Annotated in this window: 8 protein-coding genes; 6 read left to right on the top strand and 2 right to left on the bottom strand. The window is 65.9% G+C overall.

Going from position 1 to position 17,338, the window contains the following annotated elements:
* Window positions 1-123: 123 nt before the first annotated feature.
* Complete coding sequence (locus WT53_RS13055; protein ID WP_060260209.1) at window positions 124-1,512, bottom strand: undecaprenyl-phosphate glucose phosphotransferase; 1,389 nt, start codon at window positions 1,510-1,512, stop codon at window positions 124-126.
* A 707-nt stretch (window positions 1,513-2,219) separates the two neighbouring features.
* Here WT53_RS13055 and WT53_RS34075 point away from each other — a divergent pair.
* From WT53_RS34075 to WT53_RS13030, 5 genes are all read left to right on the top strand, one after another.
* Window positions 2,220-2,492 (top strand): hypothetical protein, encoded by a 273-nt coding sequence (locus tag WT53_RS34075; protein ID WP_257127838.1) that lies wholly within the window; start codon window positions 2,220-2,222, stop codon window positions 2,490-2,492.
* A 59-nt stretch (window positions 2,493-2,551) separates the two neighbouring features.
* Entirely contained in the window at window positions 2,552-3,292 is a 741-nt protein-coding gene (locus tag WT53_RS13045; protein ID WP_257127837.1) for a glycosyltransferase family 25 protein, read from the top strand.
* Between the two features lie 437 nt (window positions 3,293-3,729).
* Entirely contained in the window at window positions 3,730-4,557 is an 828-nt protein-coding gene (locus WT53_RS13040) for a peptidyl-prolyl cis-trans isomerase (RefSeq protein WP_060260198.1), read from the top strand.
* A 508-nt stretch (window positions 4,558-5,065) separates the two neighbouring features.
* Window positions 5,066-5,770, top strand: a complete 705-nt coding sequence (locus WT53_RS13035) for a cysteine hydrolase family protein (protein WP_060260194.1) — start codon at window positions 5,066-5,068, stop codon at window positions 5,768-5,770.
* 72 nt (window positions 5,771-5,842) lie between these two features.
* A complete protein-coding gene (locus WT53_RS13030) occupies window positions 5,843-6,742 on the top strand; it encodes a LysR family transcriptional regulator (RefSeq protein WP_060260191.1) in 900 nt (299 codons plus the stop codon).
* Between the two features lie 36 nt (window positions 6,743-6,778).
* Here WT53_RS13030 and WT53_RS13025 read toward each other — a convergent pair whose 3' ends face one another.
* On the bottom strand, window positions 6,779-9,778 hold the full coding sequence (locus tag WT53_RS13025; RefSeq protein ID WP_060260186.1) for a sensor histidine kinase: 3,000 nt from the start codon (window positions 9,776-9,778) through the stop codon (window positions 6,779-6,781).
* A 271-nt stretch (window positions 9,779-10,049) separates the two neighbouring features.
* Between WT53_RS13025 and WT53_RS13015 the strand changes: the two genes are divergently transcribed.
* Window positions 10,050-17,338 (top strand): ESPR-type extended signal peptide-containing protein (locus WT53_RS13015; RefSeq protein WP_156447876.1); only part of this gene is annotated, 7,289 nt, incomplete at its 3' end.

The raw sequence follows: 17,338 nt of genomic DNA, 5'->3' as shown, positions 1-17,338 counted from the left end.
TGCGCGGCGCGTGTCGACGTATCGCCGACGCGGCAGCGCGCGCGGGCCCGCTTGCGCGGACCCGCATGGGGTCAATCGACAATGCGTCGGCCGCGTCGCCAGGCAGGCGAACGGCCGCGCCACTCAGTACGCGTTCGGGTGCACGATCCCTTTCAGCACGGTTGCGCCGATGATTCGCAGATCGAGCGCGAACGACCAGTTGCGCAGGTAATACAGGTCGTACTCCACGCGCGATTGCATGCTTTCGAGTTGCTCGGTCGCGCCGCGCAGCCCGTTGACCTGCGCCCAGCCGGTGATGCCCGGCTTGATCCGGTAGCGATGGATATAGCCGTCGACGAGCGTCCGGTACTGCGCGTCGTGTTCCACCGCATGCGGGCGCGGGCCGACCACCGACATGTCGCCGAGCAGCACGTTGATGAACTGCGGCAGCTCGTCGAGGCTCGTGCGGCGCAGCAGCGCGCCGATCCGCGTGACGCGCGGGTCGCCGCGCGTCGCCTGCACGACCGTGCCCGCCTGTTCGACGTGCATGCGCATCGTGCGGAACTTGTAGATGTCGAACGTGCGGCCGTCGGCGCCGCGGCGCTTCTGCGTAAACAGCACCGGCCCCGGCGACGACAGCTTGACCGCGACGGCGATCGCGAGCAGCACCGGCATCAGCAGGATCAGCGCGACGGCGGCGAATACGCGGTCGAACACGGCCTTCAGCGCCAGCGCGCCGCGCGACAGCGGCGGCGCGGCCAGCGAGATCGCCGGCTCGCCGAGAATCTCGCCGACGCGGCTGCCGAACAGCGCATGCTTGCTGACGTCGGGCATCAGGCGCAGCTCGACGAAGTCGCTGCGGAACGCGTCGACCGTGCGGGCCGTCTCGTCGTCGTCGAGCGGCAGCGCGATCCACACTTCGTCTGCATGCTCGCGGCGTACGCCGGCTGCAAACGACGCAAGATCGTTCATTACCGGTACGTCGTCGTCGAGCGTGGCGGCCTCGCCGGTCGTGCGATACACGCAGACGACCCGGTAGCGGGCCGCCGCGCTCGCACGGAGCTCGGCGCGGATCTGCGCGATGCGCTCGCCGCTGCCAACGATGGCGACCGTGGCGGGCGTAACCGGCGCGCGAAGGCTGCGGCGTCGAACGATGCAGAGCACGATCCGGAATACGACGAGCACGATCGCGACGCCGATCGTCCAGTCGAGGAACCACTTCGTCAGCACCAGCGTGACGGTTGTCAGCGCAACCATCTTGACGAAGACGAAGCCTTGCACGACGAACCACAGCGCCACCGTGCGCATTGCATGGCGCGTGGCGGGCAGCTTGCGACCGTCAAGGCCGATGCCGGCCAGCCGCAGCAGGAAGGCGGCCAACAGCACACTGACGCCGGTCAGGATCGCTTCGATCCTGAGCGTGGCGAAATCGCCGATCGATCCCTGGTGGGCCAGCGCCGCGACCGCGACGATCACGACGACGTCGATCGCACATACGACGATCTCGTTGCCCGGAGCTTGCTTCTTCTTCATTTCATCTACCCATCCAAGCCTGTCACGCACATGCTCGTGTCACGGGTTGCACGCCTCGGTTCCCGCGACCGCATGCGCGGCGTATCACCCAGACGATCGCTGCGTGCATCCAGGTATGAAACGAGTCTATGAGCGATGTCGTTTTCAGACCATCGGACAGCGAGCAGTCAAGACTGCGTTCGGATCGGACTGGACCTATTGGCCGTGCGGGTTGACCAAATCTGACTTTTTCGACCGAACGGCGTGCGCGGAAAACGGCTGTTCGCGGTGTCGACGCGCGCATAAAAAAACGCCGCCCGGATGGGGGGCGGCGCAGAACGGAGGCATCGCGGATAGATCGCGATAGCTGGGGTGACGGGGTTCAGCCATCCAGCGACGTCATTCTGACGAACATGGATTGCCGGTGGAATCAGCCTGGTCCGATTTGCCGCGTCGATGCAAGACGTGCCCGCCCGGCGGCCGAGCACCGCGGCTATCGGGTCGACATTCTTCTTTCCCTCCTCGCTCCCCAGGTTGCCGGTTGCCTGCCGTCCCTGTCTTGCAGCCGTACGTTGTGACTCAGAAATCGGACCCGTCCGATAGAGACCGGCGTCGAGTCCGTCTTTAATACGAAGCATCCCGGCCGACATCGATCGGCGCGAATCTGACAACGTGGAGTACTGGCGATGAGTCAAGCGGATTTTCTGGTGAAAGGTGCGATAACCGGCATGATTGCGAGTTCGGCGACCGTCGCGCTCGTTCATTTCGTGATCGACGTCGGCACGAGATGGCCCGCCGACGGTCCCGTCGTGACGATCGTGGCGGTTCTGCTGATGGCCGCTGCATTGCTCGTGCCGCCGGTCGTCAGCGCATGGCGAAATCGCGAGTCGGCGATCGATCCGTTCTTCGAGCCCGATGCACTGAAGCCGATGCTGCAGGGGCGCACGATCGGCATCGTGCTCGGCATCGTGTTCGGCATTTCCGTCGTGGCGGGCTGGTGATGAATACCGCTCGGATGCCCGCGCGGAACGCGAGCCGCTCCATCGTCGCAGCGCCTGGAATGGGTGCGCCGACGCTGCGGCGCGCGGTAAGCGTCATTTCGCTGACCGACGGCCGCTCGCGCCGCGCTTCATTCCGCGCCGACAACCCCGAACTCGATGTCGAGTTCGTCGATGCGGTCGACGGCGCTGCGCTGTCGGACGACGACATCGCGAACAGCGGCCTGTTCGCGCCCGGGCTTCCGTATTCCCGCGGCGCATACGGCATTGCGATGACGACGCATCGTCTGTGGACCGAGATCGCGGCAGGCGACGAGCTGGTGACGATCGCCGAGGACGACGCGATTTTCAGGCCGGATTTTCACGAGGTCACCGAGCAGTTCCTGCAGGCGAACGCCGGGTGCTACGACTTCATCGCGTGGGGCTACAACTTCGATTCGATCCTGCGCGGCTCGATCTTCAACTCGCGGACGCCCGTGACGATGCGTTTCGACGAAACCGCGCTGGCGCGCTCCGTCGACGCGTTTCGAAGCGACCGAAGTGCGGTGCTCGTGATGAACCTGCTGGAGTTCTACGGGATTTGCGCGTATACCGTCTCGCCGGCGGGTGCACGTTTTCTGCTCGATCGCTGTTTTCCGCTGAAGCCGGAGGTCCTGTTTTCGTACGGGCTCGACCGCCCCATATCGAACTTCGGCATCGACGTCGCGATGAACAAGTGCTATGGCGACATGCGGAGCGTGGCGTCGTTCCCGCCGCTCGCGATCACGATGAACGACCGTCGCACGTCGACGATTCAGACGTGATGCAGTGCCGCGCGGCGCAAGGGCCGGATGACCGCACTGTCCGGCGCGGCGGAACATCGGGCGAAATAGGACCAGGCCGATTGTGCGAGCGATGCGGCCATCGGAGAATGTCCGGGTCGAGCGGCTGCATGGTTTACCGCTCGATACCTCGTATCCGAAGCTTTGTCTTCGTTCCATACGCCGCTCCGCGCGAGCGGCGTCTTTTTCCGGACACACGTCGCGCGTCGGCGCGCAACGAACCGGAACCGGGTTCAGATTCGACACGAACGAATGCCCTGCGGCGGCCGGTGGGCTCGGCCGCTTATCGACTGACCTATTCCAGTTGATTGACGGAACCACGCTGCCATATGCGAGCGTAGGGCATTCCTTCCTGTCTGCGGACGCATCGTGCCGTTTTCGTTCGGTGCTCCGGATTTCTCATCATCAAGGAGTTCATCATGAAAACCCGACTTCGCGCCATGAGCGCCCTGATCGTGCTGGCCTGCGCGGCCGGCGCAACCCATGCCATCGCTGCCGAAACGCCGCTGCCGGCCGGCGTCGTGGCGGTCGTCAACGGCGTGCCGATTCCGCAAAGCCAGTTCGACGCCGTGCTCAAGGCGACCGGCCAGCCGGACACGCCGGCGCTGCGCGCGCAGGTGAAGCGCGACCTGATCGTCAAGCAACTGCTTGCTCAGGCCGCCGACAAGGCGAACTACGGCAGCCGCCCCGAGGTGCTCGGCGCCGTCAAGCGCGTGCGCGATGACGCCGCGACCGATCTCTATGTACGCGATGCGCTGCGTCCGCAGCCGGTGACCGACGCGCAGGTGAAGGCCCGTTACGACGCGATCGTCGCGGCCGCGGGCCAGTTCGAATATCGCACGGAAGTCATCGCCGTCGGCGATGCGGCGAAGGCGAACGCCGCGCAGGCGCAACTCAAGCAGGGCGTGGCATTCGCGGACGTCGCGAAGGCGTTCAATACGACGCCCAACGGCGGCGTGGCGCAATGGGTGTCGCTGAAGACGCCGCTCGCGCAAGGCAACACCGGCGGCCTGCCGCTGCCGCTCGCGCAGACGATCGCGTCGATGCAGGCCGGCGCGACGACCGGCCCGATCCAGGTCGGCAACGCGTACGTGATCGTGAAGCTCGACGAGAAGCGCAAGACGGTCGTACCGACGTTCGAGCAGGCGAAGGGCGTGTTGCGTCAGCAGCTCGACGCACAGGCGACCGAGCGCGCGCTCGGCACGCTGGTCGACAAGCTGGCTTCGCAAGCGAAGATCGAGCAGTAACGCGGCAAGGGCGCGGCGGCGAACGCCGCTGCGCGCGAACGCGTGCGCGGCGCGTTGCCGGCTTCCGCGCGCGGCGGCACCTGCCGAATCAGTCCAGTCCGATTGGTTCGGGGCGCGATCGCCGCTATGCTGGTCATGCGTGGCATCGAAGCCACATCGACGGCGGCCGGTGGGCGCGGCCGCATCCATCGCTACTTCCCCGTAGCACTACTCCTCACGCTGCCTCATGCGAGCGTCGATGGCCGGTACTTCGCGTGCCACGCACCTTTCCTCTCGCGGTTTCCGCGATTTTTCCGCGATCCTCACGAACGATTGCAGTCGTATCGGCACGGCCTGCCGTTGCCGATGCACGAGCGTCATGGCCCCGGCCATCGCTGCACGAGCCGAACAGGGGAGCGTCGCATCTGTGCGCCGAGTGCACAGGAGTTGTCGTCCTGATGTGGTCGTGATGCGGCGAGAACGACGTTAAATTCGTTGCGCCATTTGCTCACATTCGGAGAAACGTCTCATGTTCGCATTTTCGCTTCGCACGTTCACGCGCTTCGTCGTCCTCGCTTCCGCCGCCACCGTCGTACCGGTGAGCGAAGCCGCGCCGGCATTCCCGGCCACGCCGACGATTCGCGCCATGGCAGGCGTGCAACCGATCGACCGCATCGATCCGAAGTCGACCGCGCTCGTCGTCATCGATTTCCAGAACGAATATCTGAACGGCAAGATGCCGATTCCCGACGTGCAGCGCGCGATGGTCAATACGCGCCGCCTGATCGAATTCGCGGACAAGAATGGCATTCGCGTGTTCCAGGTCCAGCACGTGACGCCGGCCGGTTCGGCGGTGTTCGCGCGCGACGGCGAGACGGTGAAGTTCATTCCGGAGATGGCGCCGCGCGCCACCGACACCGTGTTGCAGAAGGATACGGTCAGCGTGTTCGCCAGCACGGATCTCGACCGCCGCCTGAAGGACGACGGCATCAAGACGATCGTGATCGCCGGCCTGATGACGCATGCGTGCGTCGCCGGCGCCGCGCGCGACGCGGTGCCGCTCGGCTACCAGGTCGTGGTAGCATCGGACGCCTCCGCCACCCGGAGCATCGCCCGGGCAAACGGCGAGACGGTCGACAAGGACACGCTGCATCGCGCGGCGCTCGCGGAAATCGAAGACACCTTCGGCGACGTGAAGTCCACGTCGGAGATCGTCGCGCTGCCGGTTCGCTAAGCGTACGCGGTCGTGCCCGCATGAAGGCACGGCCGGACCTGCGCCGGTTCCGCCATCACGCTGCGCTTCGCCATGGATCAATTGTTCGCAATGCGCGTTTACCGGTGTCTCGTGGAAGCCGGCGGCTTTTCCGCGGCGGCTGCGCGCCTCGATACGACCCATTCGACGGTATCGCGTCAACTGAAGCTGCTCGAAGCGTCGCTCGGCGTGCAACTGGTCAATCGCAACACGCGGAACGTCGCGTTGACGGCGGCCGGCGAACGTTATTACGCGTCGTGCGTGGAGATTCTCGATCGGGTCGAAGCGGCGGCGGAAGCCGTCGCCGACAGCCCGCGCAAGCCGTCGGGCACGTTGCGCGTGAGCATGCCGCTGTCGATCGGCACGCTGGAGATGCCCGACTGGCTGCCGGCTTTCCATCGCCGTTTCCCGGACGTTCGTCTGGACGTGTCGTGCAGCGATCGGTTCTCGAATCTGGTCGGCGAAGGCTTCGACGTCGCGCTGCGCATCAGCAGCGATCTTCCCGATTCCGATCTGGTGGCGAGAACGCTCGCCGTCTCCGACGAGATTCTCGTCGCCTCTCCCGCCTATATCGCGCGGCATGGATTGCCGAGAACGCCCACACAACTCGACGCCCATGAACTGTTGCCCTACAGCGGACGCGAGGACGGCGGCGCATGGCAGCTCACGTCGTCACGCGGCGCGGCCGTGTCCGTCGAGCTCGACGGCTACCTGAGGCTCGACGCGATCACCGCGATTCACGCATCGGCGGTCGCCGGCCTGGGGATCGGCGCGTTCACGCAGCTCACCGTGCGCGGCGACCTCGAGCGCGGCCGTCTCGTGCACGTGCTACCCGATTACACGCTGGCGAAGCGCAAGTACTACGCGCTCTATCCGAAAGCACGCCATGTCGCGCCGAAGCTGCGCGCGTTCGTCGACTTCGTGGCGGACCTTTACGGTCAAGCCAAGTCGTAACGACGCGCGGCCGGCGCAACCGCCGGCCATCCCACATCACATTGCTTCGATTCTCGTTGCGGCCCGCCGCGCCAGCGCATCCCCGGCTTCCCGTCGATAACGCTCGAACTCCCGGGCAAACGCCGCGGCGTCGCCGGCGATCGCGAACCGCTCCAGCGTCGCGCAACTGTCCGCGATATCGCGTTCGCCGATCATCGCGAACGCTCCGCGCATGCTGTGAATCTCGGTGCGGGCGAGCTTCAGGTCACGGTGTTCGAGTGCGCGCACGATCGCGGCATTCGCGCGCAGCATCGCGTCGGACAGCACCGCGTGCAGTTCGCCCGGCAGTGGTCCGTCCGCCGACGACAGCGCGTTCGCCGCCGGTCGCATGTCGCGCCGCACACCCGTGTATCGGGCAATCGCCTGTTCGAGCGATTTCAGCGAGGTCGGCTTCGTGACGATCCCGTCGATGCCGGCGTCCAGCGCCAGGTGCTGCTCGTCCGGCTCGACGTGGGCCGTCACCGCGAGAATTGGCGCGCGGTGGCCGCGCTCGCGCAGCACCCGTGCGAACGTATAGCCGTCGAGGCCCGGCATGTTCAGGTCCGTCATCACGACCGCGTAGTCGTTGCGCCCGATCAGTTCCAGCGCATCCGCGACGTTCGCGGCGAGATCCGCGCGGTAGCCGAGCACGTCGAGCTGATCGTGCACCAGTGCGCGATTTACCGGGTTGTCGTCCACGAACAGCACGCGCAGGTTCGGCGCGTCGGCTTCCGCGCCCGCGTGCGGGGCGCCCGGCGCGTCGTCGCACGGCAGCGGCAGCTTCACGACGAACGTCGAGCCGATGTTCGGCACGCTGTCGGCCGCGATGCTGCCGCCCATCGACTCGGCGAGCTTGCAGCTCAGCGCGAGGCCGATGCCGGTGCCGCCGAAGCGGCGCGCGGTCGACGCGTCGGCCTGCGCGAACGGCTCGAAGACGTGTTCGAGTTGCGCGGCCGTCATGCCGATTCCGGAATCGCTGACGCGGATCGTCACGGGCGTCGCGTCGGCGCCCGACGCGGAAACGGACAACGCAATCGAGCCACGGTCGGTGAATTTGATCGCATTGCTGACGAGATTGACGACGATCTGCCGCACCCGCATCGGGTCGCCCATGTACGGGCGAGCGATGCGCGGGTCGATTTCCGTGCACAGCACGACGCCCTTCGCGGCGGCGATCGGCTCGAACAGGTCGACGATGTCGCGCATCAGCTCGTCGATGCGGAAGCTCGTCGCTTCGAGCGTCATCCGGTTCGCCTCGATCTTGGTCATGTCGAGCACGTTGTTCAGCATGTCGAGCAGCATCCGCGCGGCCGACGTGACCGCGTGCAGCCGCAGTTTCTGTCGGCTCGGATCGGGTGCCTTGTCGAGCAGCTCGAGATTGCCGAGCATCGCGTTGAGCGGCGTGCGGATCTCGTGGCTGATCGTCGCGAGGAAGGTCGATTTCGCGCGATTCGCGCTGTCGAGTGCGCGCTCGGCGTCGGCGCGCGTCGTGATGTCGGAGAAGCTGCACAGCAGCGTGTCCTTGCCCCGGTAGCGCCCGCGCACGAAGTTGACGACGAGATCGCGCGTGCGGCCGTCGCTCAGCGTCAACGGCAGCTCGACGTCGAGGAGCACCGGTGCGCCGCCGGCGCGCGCCTGGTAGCACGCGAGCAGGCGCTCGTGCAGCGGCGGCGAGCCGGCCTCGCGCTCGTACAGTTCGAGCATGCGGTTGCGCAACAGCACGTCGCGCGTGCCGAGCGACACGAGCGCGATGCCGAACGGCGAAGTCGCGATGATCGCGCGGCTCATCTGCTCGCTGTCGAACACGCGTCGCGAGCGGCGGAACAGCGGCGCGAGCACCTTCAAGTCGAACATGATCACGAGCGTCCACAACACGGCGAGGATCAGAACGGCCACGCCGAACTCGCGCACGATCGTCGGCCAGATCGCGATCGCGATCGTTCGCCACGAATACGCGTAGACGATCGCGAGGCCGGAATTCGAAAGCCGGTCGCTGATCGTGAAGATGCCATGCAGGTAGCTCTCGTCGAAGCGGTCGAAGCCGCGCCGCCACGCATTTTCGGCGAGCGCGTGGCGCATCAGCGCGCCGCCGTCGATCGATTCGCGCGTGCGGTCCTCGTTCAACAGCATGTTGCCCGCATGATCGACCAGCATCACGACGGCGTCCTCGGGCGCCTGCTTCAACCGGTCGTCGATCACGTCGACGTCGAGGTCGCTGACGAAGGTCATGAAATGCCGCTGGCCTTCGAAGGCCGGCTCGACGAGGCGGAACACGCTCTTGCCCGTGAGCGGATCGATCGATGGCGCCTGCCATGCGATGCGGCGCGTGTCGCGCCAGTAGCGGGCGACGGACGGATTCGACCAGTCGGCGGCGTCGACGGCCAGGCGATCGATCAGCGCGCCCGTATCGGGCACGCCGATGCGCGCCAGCACGTCGCGATAGGGCACGGACGGCGGCGGCGTGATCGCGATCACGCCGCGATCGGGGCTGTACGCATAACCGGACATCGGCATGCCGGATTGCCGCTCGGCGGCGGCCACCGAAATCGTCAGGCGCTCCATCAACTGCACGTAAGCGTCGATTTCGCCGCTGGCCGCGGCGGCGGGCGTCGCGGCCGCGAAGATCTCGCTGACGTTGCTCAGCGGCGCCAGCACGACGTGTCCGTCGCGCACGATCGCGTCCACCGCGCTGCGCGCGTGGCGCGGGTGGCTGTTCCACAGCAGTTCCGCATTGATCACAGCGCGCCGCATCGACGCCTGCTTCGCGTCGATCTCGAGCTGCACGAGCGCCTTGTGTGTCTCGAACAACTCGCGGCGCTTCGAGATGTAGTCGCGCACCGATCCGGCGACGAGGATGCTCGTCGCGAACAGGATCACGAGCGACAGCACCGCGGCCCCGCCGTACAGCGTGAAGCGCTGGTAGCGGTTCAGCAGGCTCAGGTCGCGCGCTTCGCCGTCGATCGTCGCGAACGGCGCGCCGGCGTCGGTGGCGGACGCAAAGAGTTTTCGGATGGGCATGGGACGAATACCGTGAAATCAATGCACAAATCGGGTGGCGCGCAAGGGTCGTCCGATGAAGGCCGGGTGCGATCCGCGACGCGCGGCGATATCCGTAAGCCGTGTGGGAAGGCAGGCGATTGCGCTGCCGGCTCGGGGAACGAGCCAATTATCGAGATGGCGGAGCCATCGGTATGTAGGGCAGTCCGAAACAATTGACGCGAATAGCTAGGACTAGTCCTATTTTTTTGAAGTTGCCGAGAGCTGCGTTTATACGGCCCCGGATGGGCGCGTGTCAAACGAAACGACGACGCGGCGGAGCGTGCATGTCGCGTTTTCCTCGCAGAATTGTCAGGCATCGTCATATTCAGACGGGTCCTACAAAAATAGTCGGGGTGTATCCCGGCGTCTGATTATCGAAATTGCCCGCGAAAAATATATTGCCCCATGTAACAAAGGCTTCGTCTCACTCTCTTTTGCACATGAGGCAATCAACATGAACAAGACTTACCGGACCGTCTGGAATGCATCGACGGGTACCTGGGCGGCCGCCGAAGAAACGGCGCGCTCGAAAACGAAGGGATCGTCGCGCGTGGCGCGCAAGGCGCTTGCCGCCGTTGCGCTGGGCGGGATGGCGATCGGCGGTGCATCGGCGGCGGATGTCGTCGGTGCGTCGGACGGCGCGGAAAGCAAGGTCGATGATGAAAGCGTGATCCAGACGCCGATCACGAGCACGAAGTCGCTGATGCCGATGGGCACGACGAGCACGGAATCGGTCGGGACGACGGCGGCGCTCGATAATGTCAATAGCCGGATCGCTACGCTCGGTAACGGAGTCGCGGGAACGACGACCGACATCGGTCTGATGGGCGGGCTGGATGGCGGTACTGCGTCGGGTACCAATATTGCCGTTGGGTCGGGCTCGACGGTGAGACAGGCCGGCAGGTTCGTTCCGACATACGGCATTGCGATCGGTATCGATGCACTCGTGACGGACGGTGACATCCAAGGTGCAACGGGCTCGATTGCGATTGGCCATTCCGCAGGGACGGGGGGGGCGGGCTCGATTGCCGTCGGCGAAAGTGCGTCCACTAACGGATCTGGTTCGGTTGCGGTCGGCAGATCTGCCTACACGCAACGAGGCGTAGCGGTGGGCAACGCGGCGCGCGGAAACGCGAACGGCTCGACTGCATTGGGGAATAGTGCAACTTCGAACGGCACTAACAGCGTGGCCTTGGGTGACGGTAGTTTGGCGGATCGCAGCAGTTCCGTGTCGGTAGGGTCGGCCACGCTGCAACGCCAGATCACCAACGTGGCTGCGGGCACGCAGGCGAACGACGCTGTCGTTCTTTCACAGCTCACGCCGGTCGTAAATGCCCTTGGCGGCGGTGCGTCGATCGACGCGACGACCGGTGCCGTGACGGGCCCGACGTACGACCTCACGAACGGCGGTCGCCAGACGACGGTTGGCGGTGCGTTGACGGCGCTTGACGGCGCGGTGACGGCTTCGAACCAGAGCATCGGCGATTTGCGCGACTCGCTGAAGAACGGCGGCGTGATCGATCCGACGACGGGCGAGTCGCTGGCGGTGACGTACGACGATGCGACGAAGGCGGGTATCACGCTGGGCAACGCCGGTACGCCGGTGGCGATCCGCAACGTGGCGGCGGGCGACGTGTCGGCGACGAGCACGGATGCGGTGAACGGCTCGCAGCTGTTCGCGACGAACACGCGCGTCGGTTCGCTGGAGGATTCGCTTAAGAACGGCGGCGTGATCGACCCGACGACCGGCGAATCGCTGTCGGTGGTGTACGACAGCGCGGCAAAGAACCACGTGACGCTGGGCGGTGCAGGCGCGTCGAGCCCGGTGGTGCTGTCGAACGTCGCGCAAGGCGTCGCAGGCACCGACGCGGTGAACGTCGACCAGTTGAATGCGGCGGTTGCAGCCGGCGGCGGCGCCAACCCGTACATCGGCGGGCGCGGCACGGGCGTTGCCGCGCAGGCGACGGGCATCAACGCGGTGGCGCTGGGCCTGGGCTCGCTGGCGAACGAAATCAACACGATCTCGGTGGGTAACAGCACGACGGGTCTGCAACGTCGCATCACGAACGTGGCGGACGGTCAGGGCGACCACGATGCGGCGACGATCGGTCAGGTGAACAACCTGGTCGGTGGCGCGACGTCGACCATGACGGCGGCGATCGACGATGTCAATAACCGGATTTCGACGCTCAGCGACGGCATCGGCACGATGGCGGCGCTCGATGATGCGTATATCAAGGTTCGAACCGGATCGTATGCACCTGCCACGGAGGCAGTGGCGGGAACCGGTGCGATTGCGATCGGCGGCGGAGCCACTGCCAGCGGGCTGTCGAATATGGCCCTTGGTGGCGCCGCATTGGCGAACGCGCAGAACGCAATCGCGCTCGGCACGCTTTCAAGGGCAACGGGCAGCGAGACCGTGGCCCTTGGTGTAGGCGCCAACGCAGCAGTTGACTATACGACTGCGGTAGGCCGTGCAGCGAGCGCAACAGGAGGGGGAGCGATTGCGCTGGGATATGCCGCTTCTGCTTCGGGAGGCGGGGCGATGGCGTTGGGCAATTCCACGAATGCTTCCGCTAATGGTGCGATTGCACTGGGGTCGAGTTCCGTTGCCGATCGCGCCAATACGGTTTCCGTCGGCACGACGACCTCGCGACGCCAGATCGTCAACGTGGCTGCCGGCACGCAGGCGAACGACGCCGTTGTCCTGTCGCAACTCACGCCGGTCGTAACCGCGCTCGGCGGCGGTGCGTCGATCAACGCGACGACCGGCGCCGTCACGGGCCCGACGTACAACCTCACGAACGGCGGTCGCCAGACGACGGTTGGCGGTGCGTTGACTGCGCTCGACGGCGCGTTGACGACTGCAAACGGCAACATCACGACGATCAATAACCGACTTGCGACGGCCGTCGATAACAGGTTCATCAAGGTCAACGGGTCGGCTGACGCAGCGGCGAACACGATCAACTCGATCGCTATCGGGAGCGGTGCCGTCGCTGGAGTCAGCGGGGACAGTACTTTCACGCATCAGGTTGCAATTGGCCCTGGCGCGACCGCGCAGGGATTGTCGTCGGTATCGGTAGGGTCCGGCGCCAACTCGAATGGCACCGGTGCCGTGGGCATCGGCCGTGGCAGTGCTGCGATCGGTAACGCCGCGATGGCACTGGGCAATCTGGCGTCTGCACAAGCTCGAAACTCCATTGCATTGGGCGATCGCGCCAACGTGAATGCTGGCGCAACCGACTCCGTCGCTATTGGTTCGCAAGCTGGTATCGACGAGAACGTGACCAATTCCGTCGCTTTGGGCGCGGGCGCTACCGCGACTCGGAACAATACGGTCTCGGTTGGGTCGGCCACGCAGCAACGCCAGATCACGAACGTGGCAGCGGGCACGCAAGATACGGACGCAGTGAACGTGGGCCAGTTGAAGGGCTCGGGTCTCATTGGTGACGACGGTCAAGGCAACCTGACGTCGCTGGCGGTGACGTACGACGATGCGACGAAGGCGGGTATCACGCTGGGCAACGCCGGTACGCCGGTGGCGATCCACAACGTGGCGGCAGGCAACCTGTCGGCGACGAGCACGGATGCAGTGAACGGCTCGCAGCTGTTCGCGACGAACCAGAGCATCGGCGATCTGAGCGATTCGCTGAAGAACGGTGGCGTGATCGACCCGACGACGGGCCAGTCGCTGGCAGTCGTGTACGACAGCGTGGCAAAGAACCACGTGACGCTGGGCGGCGTAGGCGCGTCTAACCCGGTGGTGCTGTCGAACGTCGCGCAAGGCGTCGCGGGCACCGACGCGGTGAACGTCGACCAGCTGAATGCGGCGATTGCAGCCGGCGGCGGTAGCGGCGCCAACCCATACATCGGCGGACGCGGCACGGGTGTTGCCGCGCAGGCGACGGGCATCAACGCGGTGGCGCTGGGCCTGGGCTCGCTGGCGAACGAAATCAACACGATTTCGGTGGGTAACAGCACGACGGGCCTGCAACGTCGCATCACGAACGTGGCGGACGGTCAGGGCGACCACGATGCGGCGACGATCGGTCAGGTGAACAACCTGGTCGGTGGCGCGACGTCGACCATGACGGCGGCGATCGATGATGTCAATAACCGGATTTCCACGCTCAGCGACGGCATCGGCACGATGGCGGCGCTCGATGATGCGTACGTGAAGGTTGACGGCCAGCGCGACGGCAGCGATAACGCGAGCGTCGCAGCCAACTCGTTTGGGGTGGCGATCGGTGCGGAGGCGAACGCCAGCGGTACGACTGCGGTTGCGGTGGGTCCGCAGGCGACGTCGTCCGGTACGGCGTCCGTCGCATTGGGCGCAGGCGCGTCCGCGACGAGGGATAACGCCGTTGCGCTGGGTGGCAGCAGCAGCGTTTCCGGTGCCAATGCCATCGGCGTCGGCGCGGGTACCGTTGCATCGCAGAATAGTGCCGTCGCGATGGGCTTCAATGCCCGTGCGCTGGCAGCGAATGCGGTCGCGCTCGGTTCCACGGCATCGGCGGCTGCAGCCGACTCGCTGGCATTCGGTACGCTGTCGCGCGTCAATGCAGGCGCAACCGACAGCGTGGCGATCGGCCGCGGAGCAACCGTGGCTGGTGCGGCACAAAACTCGGTCGCCCTGGGCGCGGGCTCGGCCGCGGATCGTCTGAATTCGATCGCGGTCGGCTCGTCGGGCCAGCAGCGCCAGATCATTTACGTCGCGCGTGGTACGGCCGCAACCGATGCGGTGAACGTGAGCCAGCTCAGGGACGCGGTGGCTGCGTTCGGCGGCAACGCGGCGGTCGGGGCGGACGGCTCCATCGTGAATCCGACCTACACCGTCGGCGGCACGACCTATCACAACGTGGGCGATGCGCTCAATGCGCTGGCCCAGCAGGGGCCTGGCGGCTCGGATCCGCTTGCCGTGACGTACGCGCAAAACACGGACGGCACGCCGAACTTCGACCTGGTCACGCTGAAGGGCGGTGCGAACGGCACGAAGATCACGAACGTGGCGGCGGGCGCGGTGAACGCGACGAGCACGGACGCGATCAACGGTTCGCAACTGTACGGCACGGCGCAGAGCGTGGCCGATGCGCTGGGCGGCGGCTCGACCGTCGGCGCGGACGGCACCGTGACGAACCCGACGTACTCGCTGGCCGATCCGGCCGATGCATCGCAGAAGCAGGACTACCACAACGTGGGCGACGCGCTGGCGAACCTCGATGACCGTACGTCGCAAAACACGGGCGATATCGGCGACCTGAAGGACAAACTGTCGGATACCGGTCTCGTCGACGGCAATGGCGACACGCGCGCCGTGGTGACGTACGACAAGAACGCGGACGGCACGCCGAACTACGGTTCGGTGACGCTGGGCGACGGCAGCGGTCCGGTGAAGGTGACGAACGTGGCTGACGCAACGGGCGACAGCGACGCGGTGAACCTTGGCCAGCTGAAGGGCTCGGGCCTGGTCGGCGAAGACGGTCAGGGCAACCTGACGTCGCTGGCGGTGACGTACGACGACGCGACGAAGGCCGGTATCACGCTGGGCAACGCCGGTACGCCGGTGGCGATCCACAACGTGGCGGCAGGCGACGTGTCGGCGACGAGCACGGATGCGGTCAACGGCTCGCAGCTGTTCGCGACGAACCAGAGCATCGGCGACCTGAGCGACTCGCTGAAGAACGGCGGCGTGATCGACCCGACGACGGGCGAATCGCTGGCGGTGGTGTATGACGGCGCGTCGAAGGACAAGGTGACCCTGGCAGGCGCGAACGGTACGACGCTGTCGAACGTGAAGGCCGGTGTGGCCGACATGGACGCAGTGAACGTGGGCCAGTTGAAGGACTCGGGCCTGGTCGGCGACGACGGTCAGGGCAACCTGACGTCGCTGGCGGTGACGTACGACGATGCGACGAAGGCGGGCGTCACGCTGGGCAATGCCGGTACGCCGGTGGCGATCCACAACGTGGCGGCGGGCGACCTGTCGGCGACGAGTACGGACGCGGTGAACGGTTCGCAGCTGTTTATGACGAACACGCGTGTCGGTTCGATGGAGGATTGGCTGAACAACAGCGGTCTGGTCGATCCGGTCACGGGTCAATCGCTGGCAGTGGTGTACGACAGCGGAGCCAAGGACACGGTGACGCTGGGCGACGGCAACGGTCCGGTGAAGGTGACGAACGTGGCTGACGCAACGGGCGACAGCGACGCGGTGAACCTTGGTCAGCTGAAGGACTCGGGCCTGGTCGGCGAAGACGGTCAGGGCAACCTGACGTCGCTGGCGGTGACGTACGACGATGCGACGAAGGCGGGCATCACGCTGGGCAATGCCGGTACGCCGGTGGCGATCCACAACGTGGCGGCAGGCGACGTGTCGGCGACGAGCACGGATGCGGTGAACGGTTCGCAGCTGTTCGCGACGAACCAGAGCATCGGCGATCTGAGCGATTCGCTGAAGAACGGCGGCGTGATCGATCCGATCACGGGCCAATCGCTGGCGGTGACGTATGACAGCGCAGCGAAGGACACCGTGACGCTGGGCGGCGCGGGCGCAACGACGCCGGTTCAACTGAAGAACGTGGCGGCCGGTACGGACGACACGGATGCGGTGAACGTGGCGCAGTTGAAGGACACGGGTCTGGTCGGTGAAGACGGTCAGGGCAACCTGACGTCGCTGGCGGTGACGTACGACGATGCGACGAAGGCCGGTATCACGCTGGGCAACGCCGGTACGCCGGTGGCGATCCACAACGTGGCGGCGGGCGACCTGTCGGCGACGAGCACGGATGCGGTCAACGGTTCGCAGCTGTTCGCGACGAACCAGAGCATCGGCGACCTGAGCGACTCGCTGAAGGATGGCGGCGTGATCGATCCGACGACGGGTCAATCGCTGGCGGTCGTGTACGACAGCGCGGCGAAGGACACGGTGACGCTGGGCGGCGCGGGCGCAACGACGCCGGTTCAACTGAAGAACGTGGCGGCCGGTACGGACGACACGGACGCCGTGAACGTGGCGCAGTTGAAGGACGCGGGCCTGGTTGCGCCGATCGATCCGACGAACCCGGGTTCCGGCCTGGCTTCGCTGGCGGTGACGTACGACAAGAACGCTGACGGCTCGGCGAACTTCGACCAGATCGCGCTCAAGGGTGGCGCGAACGGCACGAAGATCACGAACGTGGCGGCGGGCGACCTGTCGGCGACGAGCACGGACGCGGTGAACGGTTCGCAGCTGTTCGCAACGAACACGCGTGTCGGCTCGCTGGAAGACTCGCTGAACAACAGCGGTCTGATCGATCCGGTCACGGGTCAATCGCTGGCGGTGACGTACGACAGCGCAGCGAAAGACACGGTGACGCTGGGCGACGGCAACGGTCCGGTGAAGGTGACGAACGTGGCTGACGCAACGGGCGACAGCGACGCGGTGAACCTTGGCCAGCTGAAGGGCTCGGGCCTGGTCGGCGAAGACGGTCAGGGCAACCTGACGTCGCTGGCGGTGACGTACGACGACGCGACGAAGGCCGGTATCACGCTGGGCAA

The organism is Burkholderia sp. MSMB2157WGS (assembly GCF_001532755.1).
Taxonomy (GTDB): Bacteria; Pseudomonadota; Gammaproteobacteria; order Burkholderiales; family Burkholderiaceae; genus Burkholderia.
Note: the sequence above shows the minus strand (reverse complement) of the source record. Positions and strands in the feature narration are given on the sequence as shown.